Consider the following 14,826-nt stretch of genomic DNA (forward strand, 5'->3'; position numbering starts at 1 on the left):
GGGGGGCAGCGCTTCCCTTTCCCTCCTGTCGAACGAACGTCGCCGGCACCGCCGGCGGCATCAGGGTGGCTTGCCGCCCCCCGCGAGCGATCGTCACCCGCAGGGACCAGACGCCACAGGCGGCTCGGTCGGAGCGCAGCGTAGATAGAGCGCGGTCCGGGACGGACGCGTTGGGAAAGAACTTTACGGGAACACTTGTCCGATGTTCGGTGTGCCCCCACATTCCAGACTTAGGCTAATCCGTGGGGGCACGGGTGAAGGCAGGGGGCTATGAAGCTAGAGCACGAATATGCTCTCCTCGAAGGGTTTAACCGGGCAAGCGTAGGTCGTTGGCTGCAAGTCGGCGCCGCGGCGATCTCCGCAGTGATCGTCTTCGTCCTGCTATCCGCTGTCGATCTGGCGAAGCGTTACGCCCTAGACGTCAATGTGCCTCCGGTGGTCATGTCGCTGGTTGGCGCGGGTACGGTTTATGGCGCTCTCTACTGGCTGTTCAGTCGTCACATTTGGAAGCTGTCGGCAGTAGCCCGCATGTTGAAGGTGCCCAACCTAGCGGGAACCTGGTCGTGCGAAGGCGTGACGCTTGAGAAAGAGCCGAACATCACCTGGTCCGGCACGGTCAAGATCGTTCAGTCCTGGGATAAACTCCGAGTTCACCTCGAAACCGAACAATCTGTTTCCGACAGCATCGCCGCCGCCCTGCTGCATGACGAAGCTGTCGGCTACCGACTGCTCTATCATTACGAAAACCGCCCCAGGATTGGCGAGACGTCGTTAGCGGCTCACCACGGTTTTGCCGAGCTTACATTCGCAACCGGCGAGAACAGCGCGACCGGTGAGTATTTCAACGGCCGCGGCCGGAACACCTGGGGCAAGCTCAAGCTGACAAGAAAGGTCGCGTAATGGCGCGGAATATCAACGATCGTCTGACGCAACTGAACAGCCGTCGCAAGGGAACCGATCGGCTCGATCGCGTCGCTACCGCTTCGATCAATGAAGTCCTCACCAAGAGCCTCATGACCGAGTCGTGGGAGAAGCGCGCAACGTCGCAGCCTTACACCCGCTATGCGCTCGGGGCGATGCAGGCGGTCAGCGACCGCTACACGCAGATTTCGATCGAGACGGCCGAGCGGGTCGGCAAGCAGCTCGTTACCAACTTGCCCATGTCGGTGTCGTTCCGTCTCCAAGGTTCCGTTCCGCTAGACGTCCACATTCGCGGCGTCAGCGACGTGGATCTCCTGACCTTGGACGGGCGCTTTCTGACCTACAATCCGTATGGCAGCCGGGCTAGCACCTACGGTTCGTCAACTCTGACCTCATTAGGCGTTTTGCTGGAATTGCGACGGGAGGCGGAGCGAGTGCTTAAAGCGGCCTATCCCGCTGCAAAGGTAGATTGCTCAGGGGGTAAATGCATTGCGCTGTCAGGTGGCTCGCTCGCGCGACCGGTCGATGTGGTGCCGTCGCATTGGGAGGATAACGCCGCCTATCAGTCGTCCCTTCAAGAACATGACCGGGGTGTCACGATCTTGAACAAGACAGTGCCCGAAACACTCGGAAATCTCCCGTTCCTTCACATCAAGCGGGTTCACGATCGCGACACATCGGTGCTCGGCGGACTCAAAAAGGCCATTCGGCTCACGAAAAACGTTAAAAACGATGCCGAAAATGAGACGAGTGCAGCCAAGCTACCCAGCTTCGATATCGCCGGCTTGCTCTACCACGCCGATCAGAATGCATTACGCTCGGGGTATACTTACGAACTGGCAATCCTGCGCGAGACGCAACGGTTTTTAGACTGGTGTTATCACAACAAAGACGCTGCGAAGCAGCTCCGGACGCCCGACGGGTCGCGGTGCATCCTTGATACTGACGCGAAGTTTGCCGGGTTGAGCACAATTTCGGTCGAGATGGATAATCTCGCCAAAGAGGTCGCGCGCGAACAGCTCGCCGGTGTATCCTTTGGGGAGCCTAGCTGGTTGCAAATCGACGAGGCGTTGCGGAAGGCTTACATCCCCGCGGCTGCCTAGCCGCCAAGCGAGCGTGGGGCATCGCTGAATATTAGCAGCCGCTCCGGCTCGGCCGCGAACCAGGCGTAGCTGCCCCATGCGAGGCTATCGACCGTCTTCTTGAATGGCCCGGCGCTGCGATCGAGATAGGCGGTAACGAACGCGACGTGTTCGGCAGGGAAACCCGTCTCGGCGACCAACGCCTCAAGCGCCTCCTTTCGGCGTTCGCTGATCGGGCCATCGGTCGCGACCACCTCGACGAAAACCAGCAACGGATGTGTCGGCCCGAGGTCGACGAGGATCGTGTCGGGCAGGTTCCGATCGGCCTGGATGGCAAGACCGATCGACCGCGCCAGTTCGTCGTCGCGCGCGACTACCTTGTTGCCGCTCTCGCTAAGGAAAAGAACGGCGGGATCGGCGAGGAAGGCAGGAGCGAACACCTCGACCACCGCCTTGGTGATCTCCGAGCTGGGGCCGGGCTTCATCCGGCGCGTCTCGCCGTTCGGGAAGGTGACCAGCACTTGGTCGGCACTGACGCCGGCACCACGTCGAACGATCGCTAGCCGGGCGAGCGCACCCTTGTTTAACGCCTCGGCTTGCCACGCCGCGATCCGGGCCTGCAGCACTTCGCCGGCGAGGCCCGGGTCGAACAAAGCGGCAAAGCCTGCCTTTAGCGCATAGCGCGGCTTGCTCGACGTGGTGGCAAGATCGGTGCGCTCGGTCACCGCGCCGATCGCCACCAGCCCCTCGCGCAACGTCTCGTCGCGGATCGGCTCGCGAGTATTGTCCTGATACCAGCGTCGCCCCTCGACCTGACTACCGGTGCGCAGAACGCCGGTCGCATAGCTGGCCCGGTCTGCAGCATCGGTACGCGCCGCCTGTTCGTCGGTCATGCGATAGACGTGCTTGGGACCGAGATACGTCCCGCTGCCTTCAACCGCGTCGATATAGAGGGCGACAAACACCGTGCTCGCCGCCAGCATCCGGGTTAGATAGGCGCGATTGGGCGCCCCATCAGGGAAAATCTCCTGCAGCCGGGTATGGACCTCCTCACGGGTCAGCAGCGGCGTCATAGGGCAACCTGCCCATAGAGGCGCGCCAGTTCGTCCTCGATGGCGACACCGCGGCGGACCAGCGTCTCCACCTTTTTCATCGCGGCGGGTGAGGGCAGGGGCAACGCCTCCATCTCGAACGCCGACACCGCGACGCTGCCGTTGATGCAGCGGAAGAGCTGGTCGACGATCGCGCTGTTCAGCACTGCCGCGACCGTCGCCGGTGACACCGCCGGACGCGCGCATGGCCTGACCATGTTCAGGTGGTTCTCAACCACCACGCCGCCATGCTGGGCGATGAAGTCCGCCGGCAGCTCCGCCGCGATCAGGCGACGCGCCTGCTCCTTTGCGGTGGTGCGCTGGACGAGGACACACGCCTCCTCGACCAGCAGCCAGGCGTCGCCGCGCTCGATCTTGAAATAGGGCGCATGATTGCGCTTCTCGGCCCGGAAGGCGAAGCGACCATCCGCAGATACGGCCTCCGCCCAGATCAGCGGATGCGCCCCACGCGCGGGACGGAGCCGCATCTGGTCCTTGTAGCGGTTCCATACCAGCGGCCCCGTCGAGACACGGTAGCCCCAATCAGCCAACCGAGACGGCATCATCTCGGCCTTGGCGATCAGGGCGCTATGCCGTGGCTCGCGCGGCGCGAGCCACGGTTGCGAGGCGGGGGAAGGCAGACCGATCGTACCATTCCGGATGACGCGGGCCTCGCGCTCGTTCGCCACCTCGACATAATGGACCTGGGCGCGGCCCGGTTTCCCGCCGCGCTTGTAGGCCGCCAGCAACGTCTCCTGCAGCACGTCTTCGAACACGCCGCGCCGGGCATGGACGAAATCAATCGCGACGGGCGGCGCCTCCTTGGCGATCAGCTCGCGAAGTGCGGAATAGTAATGCCCCGACAGGAAGCTGGTCGGCGTCAGATAGGCGATCGTCCCGCCCTTCTTCGTCCAGCGCACGGCGATGTCCGTGAACACGCCGTAGAGATTGGCGTGACCGTAGAGGCCGCGTGCGAACCGCTGGCGCTGCTCGGGGGTGAGGGTGATGCGCCCATATGGGGGATTGCCGATCACTAGGTCAAAGCGGGCGCTGGGCGCCTCCTCAAGCGTGTCGGCGACGCGCACGACGATCGGGGCGGGGCGCCCTGCAGCGGTGGTCACGTCCGCCAGCAGCAGCTCGATCGCATTCTGCCCAAAGCCCGCGGCATAGGGGTCCAGCTCCAGCCCGGTCAGGCGGGTGGCGATCTGCCGCAGTACGATCGCCGGCTCGGCCGCGGGAAGCGCAGCGATCATCCGTTCGGCTGCAGGCAACAGAAACGCAGCCCCACCGCTCGCCGGATCGAGCACGCGCGCACGGGTCCAGTCGATCCCTTGTTCCTCGGCCATGTCGAGCAACCGGTTCGCCAGCGCAGGCGGGGTGTAGAATGCCCCCATCGCTCCGCGCTCCCGTGCCGCGAGCAGGGTTGTGTAGAGGCCAGTCAGGAAATAGACCGCCTCGGCGATCGGCAACGGCGCGGCCTCACGCCCCACCACAGCAGCCAGCTCGGCGACCGCGCGATCGAGCCGGCCATAGGGCACCGCGAACGGTGGACTGAGGATCGCATGGGGTCGGGCCTCGACGCGATAGGTGTCGATCGCAGCGCGTGTGAACAGCGCGGCCATGTCCCGACGTCGGGGTTCGGGCAGCGTTTCCGCCCAGGCCCGCGCAAGCTGGCGAGCGCGGGCCAGCTCGTAGCGTTGCGCATCGAGGTCTGCAGCCAGGTCGCGGAGCAGGGCAGGGGCAAGGCTCATGCTACGGCCGATCGGTTGCGGTGGTCGCGAAGCACGCGCTGCACGGTTGATCGCGAAACACGGAACAGGCTGGCGAGCTGCGCCGGCGATCCTTGCCCGGATTCTGCCTTGGCGACGATCTCGGCGCGCTGCTGCCGGGTGAGGCTCGGCCGGCGACCCAGCAAACGTCCAGCCTGGCGCGCGTGTGCCAGCCCGCTCATGGTGCGCTCGCGGATCATGGCGCGCTCAAACTCGGCGAAGGCGCCAAGCGTTTGCGTCATCAATCGTCCCGCCGGTGTCGTCGTGTCAACGGCCTCGGTCAGCGATCGGAATCCGGCACCGGCCGCCGCGACTTCCTCCAGCGTGAACAGGAGGTCACGAAGTGAGCGCGACAAGCGATCGAGCTTCCACACCACCAGCACGTCACCCGGCTGCAGGCTCCGGATCGCGCGCGCCAATTCAGGCCGATTAGTCTGGCCGCCTGAGGCTTCCTCGCGGAGGATCGGATCGCACCCCGCCGCAGCGAGCGCGGCGACCTGTGCATCGAGGTCCTGATGATCGCCGCGGGACACCCGCGCATAGCCGATTTGCATGTCGGTGTTCTGACACGGGATTCTGACACGCGCAAACCCTTGGAAAACGGTGGTCGGGTCTGCAGCGTCAAAACCGGACGGCTCCGACACCGTCCCGATTGGGATGGTATTTCGGGATTATGGAAGTAGATCGGTTATCCGGTTCCACCTGAGACATCAGGAGCCACCTTGGGGTCGGGATCCTGTGCCTTGCCGGTTGCGGGTGCCGCTTTCTGGCTCGGCATAGCGGTGAGATAAGCAACGATCGCGTCAACGTCCTTCTCGGCCACCGGCGCCTTGTACACCTCACGCATCTTGGTGACGGTCGCCTTCCACTGGTCCGCCGATAGCGCAGGCTGAGTTAGCGCCATGCTGGCCGAGTGGCACGAAGTGCAGTTGGCGTTGATGACGTCGGCGTGCGGACCATCGGGGTAGGTAGCGTCATCGACCGGCAGGTCGACGCTGGTCGAGGCGAGCGAAAAGCCGCGGGCTGAGACGCTGGTGGGCGGTGCCGGCTCGGATGTCTCGGAGATCGGGGCAGGCGCCTTGCGGCTGCTCGGCGCCCCGATCGAGACGAGGATAATGCCGGTCAGGCCGATCAGGCCAGCGGCCATGATGCCGGGAGACGGGGTCTTCATGCTACTCGCTCCTCAGGCCGCGATGATGGTGGTGGTCTCGATATTGCCGCGCATGAACCCGCCGGGATTCCAGATCGGCTTCATCGGCTGAGCGACACCGTTGGTGTTCCAGCAGCGCACCATGATGGGGTTAGGCCCGCGTCTCAGCGGCACCCGCCCGTCCCAGCGCCGGAAGCTGTACCTTCCTTCGTCCGCTCCGAGCGTCGTCCTGTACCAGGTGCGGCCACCGTCCGACGACACATCGACCTTGGCGACGCCGCAGTCGCCGCCCATTGCGATGCCGCCGACCGGGATCGACGCTTCATAGGCGATCGCCTGACCATCGGGCAGGCTGGTCATCCAGCTACGCGGGATCATGCGGTTGATGGGGACAGTCGGGAAGTCTCTGGCGCCGGGCGCGACATTCGCGCCCGGCGTCGCGGGGATCTTGTAGGCCTTGGCCATCCAATACTGGTCGTCGGGGCCGGGCAGTACCTCGATCGAGTTCAGCATCTTGACCCAATAGGTCGAGTACCAGCCCGGCACGATCAGCCGGCAGGGAAAGCCATTGAGGAGCGGCAGCTGCTCGCCGTTCATGCCGAAGGCGATCATCACTTCGCCGTCGCGGGCATGGTCGATGTCGAGCGCCTTCTCAAAGTCAGGGGCGCCCGCCACGACCGGCTGATCGAGAGCGCCGAAGCGCACCTGCACCGCGCCTGCCTTGACCCCGGCGAGGTCGAGCACGTCGCGCAGGCGCACACCGAGCCACTTGGCGTTGCCCATCGCGCCATTGCCCCATTGCGCGCCGGCGACGCGCGGCTGGAACAGCCCTCGGCTGTTGCCCGAGCACTGGTTCACCGCCGCCATCTCGACCCGCGGCAGGCGCAGCAGCTGAGCGAGGCTGATCGACAGCGGCCGATTGACGTGGCCGAAGACGTTGAGGCGGAAAGTCTCGACATCGATCGAGGTCGGGATATCGGCCCAGTGCCAGCGGACGAAGAACTGGTCGTTGGGGGTGAACACCGACTTGTCGAACACCTCCATCGGCGTCTCCAGCAAAGGCGGATGGACGCGCTGAAGGATCATGCTGCCTTTGCCGGGAAAGGCGCTGGTCATCGGCCGTTCGGCATTGCCGCCGGGCAGCTTCAGGTCGACGAGCTGCTGCGCCAGCGCAGGCGCGGCGGCAAGGCCGACGGTACCGAGCGCGGCATGCCTGAGAAAGCGGCGACGGCTGGTCTCACTCGCCAGCCCGGCGTCGAAATTGTCCATGACAAGGCTCTCCTGTGGCCAGTCACGCTGGCGGATCGAAGGGGCGTTCTGCAAGTGATCGGACCGACTGATCCGATCATCATGGCGGATCAGTTCGGGGTGGCGATGCAGGGTGAGACGAACAGGTTGCCGCGCCATGCGCCGGCCAGCGTCTTGGCGCCGACGAGCAGCCACATCGCCGCAAGCGCGACTGTCAGCACCGTGCCGACGAAACCGAAGAAACCGAGGTTCAGCGTCGTGCCTAGGCGGAAGGTGGCGACGGTGTAGACGCCGAGCGGAAAGGTATAGCCCCACCAGCCCAGGTTGAACGGGACGCCGGCGCGCCAGTAGCGGATGGTGATGAGCGTCGCGAGCGCCAGCCACCACAGGCCGAAGCCCCACAGGCAGAGTCCGGCCACAACGCCGATCCCTTCCGCGACGGTACCGACACCGGCCAGCCCGTGCGCCGCGAGGATCGCCGGCGCGTCCGCCCCGAGCACCAGCATGCCCAGAGCACCCGTGCCGATCGGTCCCAGCGCCAGCCAGGAGGACGCCGCCATGCTCTCATGCGGCAGCCTGTGGAGCGCCATGCGCAGGATGAGGATGGCGAGGATCCCGAACGCGACCGGCACCGAATAGGCCCACAGCACATAGGAGGTCGCAAGCGTGACTAGCTGCGCATGAGGATCGGTTAGATGCGGCGCGAGCAGCCCGCCGCTGGCGCCCGCCACTTCGGCAGCGACGACCGGCAGCAGCCATACGGCGGTCATGCCGTCCAGGCTGTGCTCGTGGCGGGTAAACATCAGGTAGGGGATCAGCACGCCGCAGGCGAGCGACATGGCGACGTCGATCCACCACAGGATATGCGCGACCGGCACGATGCCATTTCCGAACCGCGCGATGCCGAAGGCGAGACAGCCGTTGATGATCGTCGCCAGCCCCATCGGAATGGTCCCGATGAACATCGACACGGTGTTGTGCCCGAAGATGCGCCGCGCCTCGTGCCCGAACATCGCCCAGCGAGCGCCATAGAGGCCGGCGAACAGCGCGAAGAGCGCGATGTTGAAGAACCACAACACCTCGCCAATTGGCTTCAGCAAGGGTCCAATGCCGGGTACCTGCGGCAGCGCGAGGGCAAGGATGCCCGTGCCCATCGTCGCGGCGAACCAGTTGGGGGTGAACTGGCGGATCATCTCGCGGGGGTGATCGAGCCGGCTGAGCGGCTTGAGGCCGCTGAGAACGGAGTGCGTGTCGGCAGTCATGCGACCTGCTCCTTGATAAGATCCGTCAGCGCGTCGGCCGCGCGGGTGCGATAGCGTTCCTTGTGGCGCAGCGCGTGAAAGGCGCGGTCGGGCAGCCCGAGCGGCAGCTCGACCAGATCGCCGGCCTTGAGCGCGCGCGCGACGACCAATCGCGACAAGACGGCAACGCCGGCACCGGCCTCAACGGCGGTGCGCACCGCCTCGTTGGACGGCAGCGTCATCGCTATCGTCAGCTGGGCCGGATCAAACCCGCGCGTTCGCAGCACGTCCTCGAAGGTCGAGCGTGTACCCGATCCCTGCTCACGGACGATCCAGCGTGCAGTGCGCAGCCAGGCCTCGTCGATGCGTTCGGCTTCCTCGCGGCCGACCAGCACCATCGGGTCACGCCCGACCTTCCAGTGGGCGAGCGCCGGTTCATCCACCTCGCCCTCGACAAAGCCGAGTTCCGCCGCGCCGCTCAGCACCTGCGCTGCCGCGCCCTCGGTGTTGTCGATCGCCAGCTCGACCGCAATCTGCGGGTGGCGTTCGTGGAAGGCGGCGAGCTTTGCCGGCAACCAATAGCTCGCGATCGTTTGGCTGGCGACGATCCGCAACGAACCACGCGCAAGCCCGGCATAGTCCGCTAGCATCGTCTCGGCATGCGCTGCCCGCCCCAGCACCGCGCGCGCTTCCTCCAGAAAGCCGCGGCCCGCCTCGGTCAGCTGGATGCCACGCCCGACGCGGTGAAACAGAGGAACCCCGTAGCGCGCTTCGAGGGCCGCAACCGCGCCGGAGGCAGCAGACTGCGTGACGTTCAGCGCCTCCGCTGCCTTGGTGACGTGTTCGCGCTCCGCGACGCCGACGAATATTCTGAGCTGCTCCAGGGTCATGCAGCATATATCGCGCGTCTTGATCGATACGACCAACCGTTTGATATGGTCATTCCAATCTGGATATCGGAATGATCGGCAGCCTTTCGTCTGCGAAGGTCTCGAAGACTTGAAGCGTTACGCGGGCCCGCGACGTTTGATCGTCCATGACCGATATGATCGAGCGCAGTTCCGATCCCTACAACGCCGAGCCGACGCCCGGTGCGTTGATCGAGCGGTTCCTGACGCCGCAGGCGCTGTTCTACGTGCGCAGCCACGGGCCAGTGCCGGATCTGCCCGCCAATCATCGGATCGAGGTGAGCGGGACGGGCATAGCGAGCCGCTTCTTCTCGGTGGAAGAACTGAAAGCTACGTTTTCCACGCACTCGGTGACAGCCGTGCTCCAATGCGCGGGTAACCGGCGCACGGACCTCCAGCAGGTCGGCAAGACGTCGGGCGATCCTTGGGATGTCGGCGCGATTGGCAATGCGGAGTGGACCGGCGTACGCCTGGCCGATGTGCTCGATGCAGTTGGCGCGCCTGATGCGTCCAACCTGTTCGTGGCGTTCACCGGCGCCGACGAGGTGGACGTGGAGGGCGAAGAAGCCTTGTTCGGGGTCTCGATCGCCATGGACAAGGCGCGGCAACCCGACGTCCTCATTGCCTGGGCGATGAACGGCGAGCCGCTGACGCCCGAACATGGCGCCCCGCTCCGCATGGTGGTGCCGGGCTATGCAGGCGTGCGCAGCGCCAAATGGCTGACACGGATCGAGGTGCGAGACACGCCTTCCGACGCACCGATCCAGGCGCACGACTACAAGCTGTTTCCCGCCGATGTGACGAGCGACACCGTCGACTGGAGCCAGGGTCTGACGATCAACGCCATGCCGCTCAACGCCGCGATCTGCTCGCCCGGTGCGGGCGAGAGTTTGGCCGCCGGAGAGGTGCGGATTGAGGGATATGCCATTGCCTATGACCGCCGTATTTCTCGGATCGAAGTGTCGGTGAACGGCGGTCGCGACTGGCAACAGGCGACCTTCGCCGATGATCCGGAGACGCGCTGGGGCTGGCGGCGCTGGATCCTTGACGCCACACTTGCCAAGGGACGCCAGCACCTTGTCGCCCGTGCCTTCGACGAGACCGGGCAGGGACAGCCCGAGCGGCCGGATACGATGTGGAATTTCGCCGGCTATCTGTGCACCGCCTGGCATCACGTTCACGTGCTGGTCGAATGATCGAAGCATCAGCGGCACCGGACGTCGCTTTCTGGATCGATGCGATTGGCCGGCTGGTGGTGGCGACCGCGGCCGGGATGGTGCTCGGCTGGGAACGCTCGCGTGAGAACCGGCAGATCATGGGCCTGCGGACGCTGGGTCTGGTCGGTCTGGCGAGTTGCATCGCCGTGCAGGCGATCGTGCATAGTGGCTTGCCGAACGTGAACGCCGATGCCGCAGGACGGGCGATGCAGGGCATTCTGTCCGGCGTCGGCTTCATCGGTGCCGGTGCGGTGCTGCGGGTCGGCCAGGGTCAGGAGGTGCATGGCCTCGCGACCGCCGCGTGCATCTGGGTCACCGCCACGATCGGCGCGGCAGCGGGGTTGGCAGTGTGGCCGCTCATCATCGGCGGGGTGAGCCTTGCAATGCTCGTCCTGTTCGTCGGTGCGCCGCTGGAACGCCGCATCCGCGAGCGGGCTCGCCTGACGCCGGCTGAGGCCGACAGGAAGGATGTCGAGCGCAAGCCGTGATCCCGCTGGACCGCCCGGTGCCTGTCAGCGTCGGGAAGCGGCAAGGTGCAATCAGGACACCAACGCCGCATCGGCCTGGCGCCGGACCTCGTCGGCGATCGGATGCAACTCGGCCGCGGGTCGCTCGCCCACCACACTATAGCCGATCCCATCAACCGCCCATGTGACCCGGCCCATGGTCCCGCTGGACGTGCTGGTCATGCTCGCGGTCTTGTCGATCTGCATAGGCCTCGTCAGCACCGCGAGTTTCGACGCTTGCGGTCCGTCGTAGAGGAGCAGTGCCGCAGGGCCGTGAGGCGTCGCGACCAATCGCCCCCCGCCATAGCGATAGCCGGCTGTGCTGAGGTCCGGGATGGTGACGCGCTCACCCAGTCGGGCGGAGGTCCACCGGATCAGCATGGCGCGCTGGTCGGGGCCGATTTCCGCCGGTCGTATCCGGTCGGCGGCATAGACACGGAAATTGTCACTCGCCTCGTTGGCCAGCGCCGCGATGCCCGCGCGGGGTTCACCGCTCCACCGCGCGCTCGACCAGCCCCCGCCAAACCCCAACGCCAGCAGAAGTGACGCGGCAATGGCGAGTTGCCAACGCGGTTGCCTTTGCCGTCCCCTGATCGCTGCCACGCGCATCGTCGCCGGAATGGGTTCGTCCGCGATCGTGGTGAACAGGGATGCAAGGGCTCGCGCCTGCTCCGCCTGCTCCCGCAAACGGGCATGCAGATCCGGCTGGCCTTTAAGGTAGGCGTCAACCAGGCGCTGCCGCTCGGGCGACAACCTGCCATCGATCCATGCGGCCAGATCGTCCTCGCCGATCGGGCTGGTCATTGCACGCTCCTCAATCGCGGCCGTTCACCCTCCCGGAGGAGTGTCGCCAGACGGTCGCGCCCCCGCGATATGCGCGACATCACCGTGCCCAGCGGCACGCCGACGACGGCAGCGACCTCCGCATAGGGCAGACCCTCGACCGATACGAGGAGCAGCACCGTTCGCTGCTCTTCAGGCAACGCATCAAGCGCGCGCAGCAGGTCGCGGTGGTGCAGGCCTGTGTCCTGATCGGCCGGACGGCCGAGCGCGGCGTCATCCACGAGGTGGAGCGGAACCGCCGTGCCTCGCCGGCTACGCTGCCGCTGATGGTCGACCAACAGATTGTGCAGGATCGCGTAGACCCATGGGCGAACCTCCACCCCGCGCCGCTGTCGCCATCGCCCGACCGCGCGCTCGAGGCAATCCTGCACCACGTCGTCCGCCATCGCCCGATCGCGCAGCCACGACCGGGCATAGCGGCGCAGGCCGGGGATCAGGGGTTCGATCGCGGCGGCAAGAGGGTCCATTTCAGTCGCGCTGCACCTGCACGATGCGTCCAGGCGCGCCGTTCACCACCTCCGCCACCGCCAGAAAGCGGCGGGGCGTCGCGGTGCTGCCCTGAACGATCTGCCGGATCGGACCCGATGCGTTGACGATCGCCGCACCTGCCGGGTTGCTCATGAAGTTCGCAAGCGGCTCTACCGCACCACTGCCGTCCGCATTGGCGGTCAGCACGAGCATGTAAGGCTTTTTGGGCTGCAAACCGGTAACGGCACTTTGCACGACCTGAATTATGCCCTGGTCGAAGAGGGTGATGCTGCTTGCTGTACCTTTGCCGCCGATCGGCCCCATGGTCAGATGCAACGCCTTGCCGGCCGTGCCGAGCGGCTGGAGATTGTCGGTGCCGGGGCCTGTCGGAACTGCGTTCGACACATAGGCGATCGCCTGCGGTGCCTGTCCGACCGGCACGGTGGCAACGACCGTGTTGCCAGCGGTGTCGATCGCGGCGAGCTCATCGGCATTCTCCAGCCCGACGTAGATGCGCCGGCCGTCGCCCGATGGCCAGACACCGTGCGGCATCTTGCCGACCGGGATGGTGGCGACGGGCGCGAAGTCGGATGTGCGGAACACCTTCACCGCATTCTCTCCGCCGACCGTCACATAGGCGAACTGCCCCTTGGCCGTGCGGGCGAAGTTGACATGGTTGGTGATCGGCCCGGTATCCAGCACCTTCAGGATCGCGAAGGGTGGTCTCGCATCGAATGCGACCGTCTTGCCGATGTCCTTCAGCGTGAACCACACCTGCTTGCCGTCCGGCGTCGCGGCAATATTGGGACAGAACGGGCTTGGCTGTGCCACCTGTCCGACCTGCGCGTGGGTCGCGACATCGAACACGGCCAGCACCGGATTGAACGACGAACAGACATAGCCGTACCGGCCATCGGGAGAGAAGATCGTCATGCCCGGACCACCGGGCGTCTTGATGCGCCCCGTCTCCTTGTACGTCGTAGGGTCGAGCACGGCGATATAGTCCTCGCCGCGTACCGTAACCCACACCTCCTTGCCGTTTGGCGTGAAGAACGCCTCGTGCGGACTGCGCCCGACATAGGTCGTGTGCTTGACGGTGTTGGTGGCGGTGTCGATCCACGACACGGCGTTCGATCCGATCGACACGACCGCCAAGGTCTTCCCGTCCGGCGAGAAGCCGAGGCCGTGGACCAGCACCTGTCCCTTGTAGAGCGGCGAAAAGTTCATCGGCTGGGGATCGCCCAGCTTGATGACGCCGAGCAGCCGGTTGTCGGCCGGGTCCGTCACCGACACCGTGTTGGAGAATTGTTCGGACGCATAGACGCGGTCGCGGTGGCTGACGGGTACGTCCCTGGCGTTCCATGGCGCCTGCTGGGCCATGGCGATCCCCGGTGCGGCGCTCATCAGCAAGGCGGCCGATCGAAGGATGGTCCGGATCATGTCAGTGCTCCATATGGCTGTGGTGGTCGCCGCCCTGCGTCGGGGCTGGCGTCGAAGGGGGTAGCGGCTGACCGATCGCCAGCTTCATGGCGGCGATCTCCTGCTGCTGATCAATGATGATCTCCTGCGCGATGCGCTTGAGCTGCTCGTTGTGGCCGTAGCGAAGCTCCGCCACCGCCATATCGATGGCACCCTGATGATGCGGAAGCATCATCGTGACGAAGTCGCGGTCGACGTCGCCGGACGGCTTGACCATCATGCCCGCCATCATCCGGTCCATCGCGGCAGCCACCATGCTGGCGTAACCACCGGCAGGGGCGGCCGCGACTGCGCCTGTGAGCAGGGCCGAAGCAGTCAGACCGAGCATCCAATATCGTCTACGCATAAGCCTCCGGCGCATCAGTCCTGAAAGCATAGACGACGCTCGTCCGGGTTTATTCCATGGGTGAGCCGGTTATCAGCCTTCCCGATTGGGAACCTCCAACGGGACGGATCGGACCAGCATAAAAATGCGCCCGATGAACGCCGGAGCTTTCCCAAAATATGTTCCCGAAATATGAGTCCCGAAATTCGCTGTTCGAGTTGGGATAACGGGACTCATGCTGGTTGGTTATGCGCGTGTCTCGACGTCCGATCAGGACCTGACGCTGCAAACCGATGCGCTGACCAGAGCCGGGTGCGAAAAGCTGTTCACCGACAAGGTTAGCGGCGCGAAGCTGAACCGGCCCGGCCTGATCGAGGCCCTCAATTTCGTGCGGGCCGGCGACACGCTGGTCATCTGGAAGCTCGATCGGTTGGGCCGCTCGATCCAAGGCCTGATCGAACTGGCGGCCGACCTCTCGGCGCGCAAGGTCGATTTCCGGTCGCTGACGGATGGGTTCGACACGTCCACGCCATCGGGGCGGCTGCTGTTCCATATCCTTGCCTCGGTCGCGGAAATGG

16 protein-coding genes are annotated in these 14,826 nt (G+C 65.3%); 5 read left to right on the forward strand and 11 right to left on the reverse strand.

What is annotated here, in order from left to right; translation table 11 throughout:
• The first annotated feature begins 270 nt into the window (after nucleotides 1-270).
• Both SPDO_RS15770 and SPDO_RS15775 read left to right on the forward strand, forming a co-directional pair.
• The gene (locus SPDO_RS15770; RefSeq protein ID WP_088368474.1) at nucleotides 271-900 is read left to right on the forward strand and encodes a Cap15 family cyclic dinucleotide receptor domain-containing protein; all 630 of its coding nucleotides are present in this window, start codon (nucleotides 271-273) and stop codon (nucleotides 898-900) included.
• Complete coding sequence (locus tag SPDO_RS15775; RefSeq protein ID WP_088368475.1) at nucleotides 900-2,024, forward strand: nucleotidyltransferase-like protein; 1,125 nt, start codon at nucleotides 900-902, stop codon at nucleotides 2,022-2,024. The genes SPDO_RS15770 and SPDO_RS15775 overlap by 1 nt, the downstream gene beginning before the upstream one ends.
• Here SPDO_RS15775 and SPDO_RS15780 read toward each other — a convergent pair.
• The 7 genes from SPDO_RS15780 to SPDO_RS15810 all read right to left on the reverse strand — a co-directional run bounded on the left by SPDO_RS15780 (nucleotide 2,021) and on the right by SPDO_RS15810 (nucleotide 9,392).
• Complete coding sequence (locus tag SPDO_RS15780) at nucleotides 2,021-3,076, reverse strand: BsuBI/PstI family type II restriction endonuclease (protein ID WP_088368476.1); 1,056 nt, start codon at nucleotides 3,074-3,076, stop codon at nucleotides 2,021-2,023. The genes SPDO_RS15775 and SPDO_RS15780 overlap by 4 nt on opposite strands.
• Entirely contained in the window at nucleotides 3,073-4,845 is a 1,773-nt protein-coding gene (locus SPDO_RS15785) for an HsdM family class I SAM-dependent methyltransferase (protein ID WP_088368477.1), read from the reverse strand. Before SPDO_RS15785 ends, SPDO_RS15780 begins: the two co-directional genes overlap by 4 nt.
• Nucleotides 4,842-5,417, reverse strand: a complete 576-nt coding sequence (locus SPDO_RS15790; protein WP_088368478.1) for a recombinase family protein — start codon at nucleotides 5,415-5,417, stop codon at nucleotides 4,842-4,844. Before SPDO_RS15790 ends, SPDO_RS15785 begins: the two co-directional genes overlap by 4 nt.
• Nucleotides 5,418-5,551: 134 nt before the next feature.
• Nucleotides 5,552-6,034 (reverse strand): c-type cytochrome, encoded by a 483-nt coding sequence (locus SPDO_RS15795; protein ID WP_021224435.1) that lies wholly within the window; start codon nucleotides 6,032-6,034, stop codon nucleotides 5,552-5,554.
• 12 nt (nucleotides 6,035-6,046) lie between these two features.
• The gene (locus tag SPDO_RS15800; protein ID WP_088368479.1) at nucleotides 6,047-7,282 is read right to left on the reverse strand and encodes a molybdopterin-dependent oxidoreductase; all 1,236 of its coding nucleotides are present in this window, start codon (nucleotides 7,280-7,282) and stop codon (nucleotides 6,047-6,049) included.
• Nucleotides 7,283-7,371: 89 nt separating this feature from the next.
• Nucleotides 7,372-8,523: a TDT family transporter gene (locus SPDO_RS15805; protein ID WP_088368480.1), complete on the reverse strand. Its 1,152-nt coding sequence runs from the start codon at nucleotides 8,521-8,523 to the stop codon at nucleotides 7,372-7,374.
• On the reverse strand, nucleotides 8,520-9,392 hold the full coding sequence (locus SPDO_RS15810) for a LysR family transcriptional regulator (protein ID WP_088368481.1): 873 nt from the start codon (nucleotides 9,390-9,392) through the stop codon (nucleotides 8,520-8,522). The genes SPDO_RS15805 and SPDO_RS15810 overlap by 4 nt, the downstream gene beginning before the upstream one ends.
• 146 nt (nucleotides 9,393-9,538) lie before the next feature.
• Here SPDO_RS15810 and SPDO_RS15815 point away from each other — a divergent pair, with 146 nt between their 5' ends.
• On the forward strand, nucleotides 9,539-10,606 hold the full coding sequence (locus SPDO_RS15815; protein WP_088368482.1) for a molybdopterin-dependent oxidoreductase: 1,068 nt from the start codon (nucleotides 9,539-9,541) through the stop codon (nucleotides 10,604-10,606).
• Nucleotides 10,603-11,115, forward strand: a complete 513-nt coding sequence (locus tag SPDO_RS15820) for an MgtC/SapB family protein (protein ID WP_076718490.1) — start codon at nucleotides 10,603-10,605, stop codon at nucleotides 11,113-11,115. Before SPDO_RS15815 ends, SPDO_RS15820 begins: the two co-directional genes overlap by 4 nt.
• Before the next feature lie 51 nt (nucleotides 11,116-11,166).
• Here the strand turns inward: SPDO_RS15820 and SPDO_RS15825 are convergent, their stop codons facing one another.
• The 4 genes from SPDO_RS15825 to SPDO_RS15840 are packed head-to-tail and all read right to left on the reverse strand — an operon-like array spanning nucleotide 11,167 to nucleotide 14,251.
• Complete coding sequence (locus SPDO_RS15825) at nucleotides 11,167-11,937, reverse strand: anti-sigma factor family protein (RefSeq protein ID WP_058733713.1); 771 nt, start codon at nucleotides 11,935-11,937, stop codon at nucleotides 11,167-11,169.
• Nucleotides 11,934-12,443, reverse strand: coding sequence for an RNA polymerase sigma factor (locus tag SPDO_RS15830; RefSeq protein ID WP_088368483.1), 510 nt, complete (start codon nucleotides 12,441-12,443; stop codon nucleotides 11,934-11,936). The genes SPDO_RS15825 and SPDO_RS15830 overlap by 4 nt, the downstream gene beginning before the upstream one ends.
• Before the next feature lies 1 nt (nucleotide 12,444).
• Entirely contained in the window at nucleotides 12,445-13,884 is a 1,440-nt protein-coding gene (locus SPDO_RS15835) for a YncE family protein (RefSeq protein ID WP_088368484.1), read from the reverse strand.
• Between the two features lies 1 nt (nucleotide 13,885).
• A complete protein-coding gene (locus SPDO_RS15840) occupies nucleotides 13,886-14,251 on the reverse strand; it encodes a DUF305 domain-containing protein (RefSeq protein ID WP_206379054.1) in 366 nt (121 codons plus the stop codon).
• A gap of 232 nt (nucleotides 14,252-14,483) precedes the next feature.
• Here SPDO_RS15840 and SPDO_RS15845 point away from each other — a divergent pair.
• A partial coding sequence (locus SPDO_RS15845) for a recombinase family protein (protein ID WP_143559682.1) occupies nucleotides 14,484-14,826 on the forward strand: 343 nt, incomplete at its 3' end.

The organism is Sphingomonas dokdonensis (assembly GCF_002197685.1).
Taxonomy (GTDB): Bacteria; Pseudomonadota; Alphaproteobacteria; order Sphingomonadales; family Sphingomonadaceae; genus Sphingomonas; species Sphingomonas dokdonensis.

Bases quoted from the DNA above. Each gene is read 5' to 3' on its own strand.
- SPDO_RS15770 (WP_088368474.1), top strand. From the start codon at position 271: ATGAAGCTAGAGCACGAATATGCTCTCCTCGAAGGGTTTAACCGGGCA.
- SPDO_RS15775 (WP_088368475.1), top strand. From the start codon at position 900: ATGGCGCGGAATATCAACGATCGTCTGACGCAACTGAACAGCCGTCGC.
- SPDO_RS15780 (WP_088368476.1), bottom strand. From the start codon at position 3,076: ATGACGCCGCTGCTGACCCGTGAGGAGGTCCATACCCGGCTGCAGGAG.
- SPDO_RS15785 (WP_088368477.1), bottom strand. From the start codon at position 4,845: ATGAGCCTTGCCCCTGCCCTGCTCCGCGACCTGGCTGCAGACCTCGAT.
- SPDO_RS15790 (WP_088368478.1), bottom strand. From the start codon at position 5,417: ATGCAAATCGGCTATGCGCGGGTGTCCCGCGGCGATCATCAGGACCTC.
- SPDO_RS15795 (WP_021224435.1), bottom strand. From the start codon at position 6,034: ATGAAGACCCCGTCTCCCGGCATCATGGCCGCTGGCCTGATCGGCCTG.
- SPDO_RS15800 (WP_088368479.1), bottom strand. From the start codon at position 7,282: ATGGACAATTTCGACGCCGGGCTGGCGAGTGAGACCAGCCGTCGCCGC.
- SPDO_RS15805 (WP_088368480.1), bottom strand. From the start codon at position 8,523: ATGACTGCCGACACGCACTCCGTTCTCAGCGGCCTCAAGCCGCTCAGC.
- SPDO_RS15810 (WP_088368481.1), bottom strand. From the start codon at position 9,392: ATGACCCTGGAGCAGCTCAGAATATTCGTCGGCGTCGCGGAGCGCGAA.
- SPDO_RS15815 (WP_088368482.1), top strand. From the start codon at position 9,539: ATGACCGATATGATCGAGCGCAGTTCCGATCCCTACAACGCCGAGCCG.
- SPDO_RS15820 (WP_076718490.1), top strand. From the start codon at position 10,603: ATGATCGAAGCATCAGCGGCACCGGACGTCGCTTTCTGGATCGATGCG.
- SPDO_RS15825 (WP_058733713.1), bottom strand. From the start codon at position 11,937: ATGACCAGCCCGATCGGCGAGGACGATCTGGCCGCATGGATCGATGGC.
- SPDO_RS15830 (WP_088368483.1), bottom strand. From the start codon at position 12,443: ATGGACCCTCTTGCCGCCGCGATCGAACCCCTGATCCCCGGCCTGCGC.
- SPDO_RS15835 (WP_088368484.1), bottom strand. From the start codon at position 13,884: ATGATCCGGACCATCCTTCGATCGGCCGCCTTGCTGATGAGCGCCGCA.
- SPDO_RS15840 (WP_206379054.1), bottom strand. From the start codon at position 14,251: ATGCTCGGTCTGACTGCTTCGGCCCTGCTCACAGGCGCAGTCGCGGCC.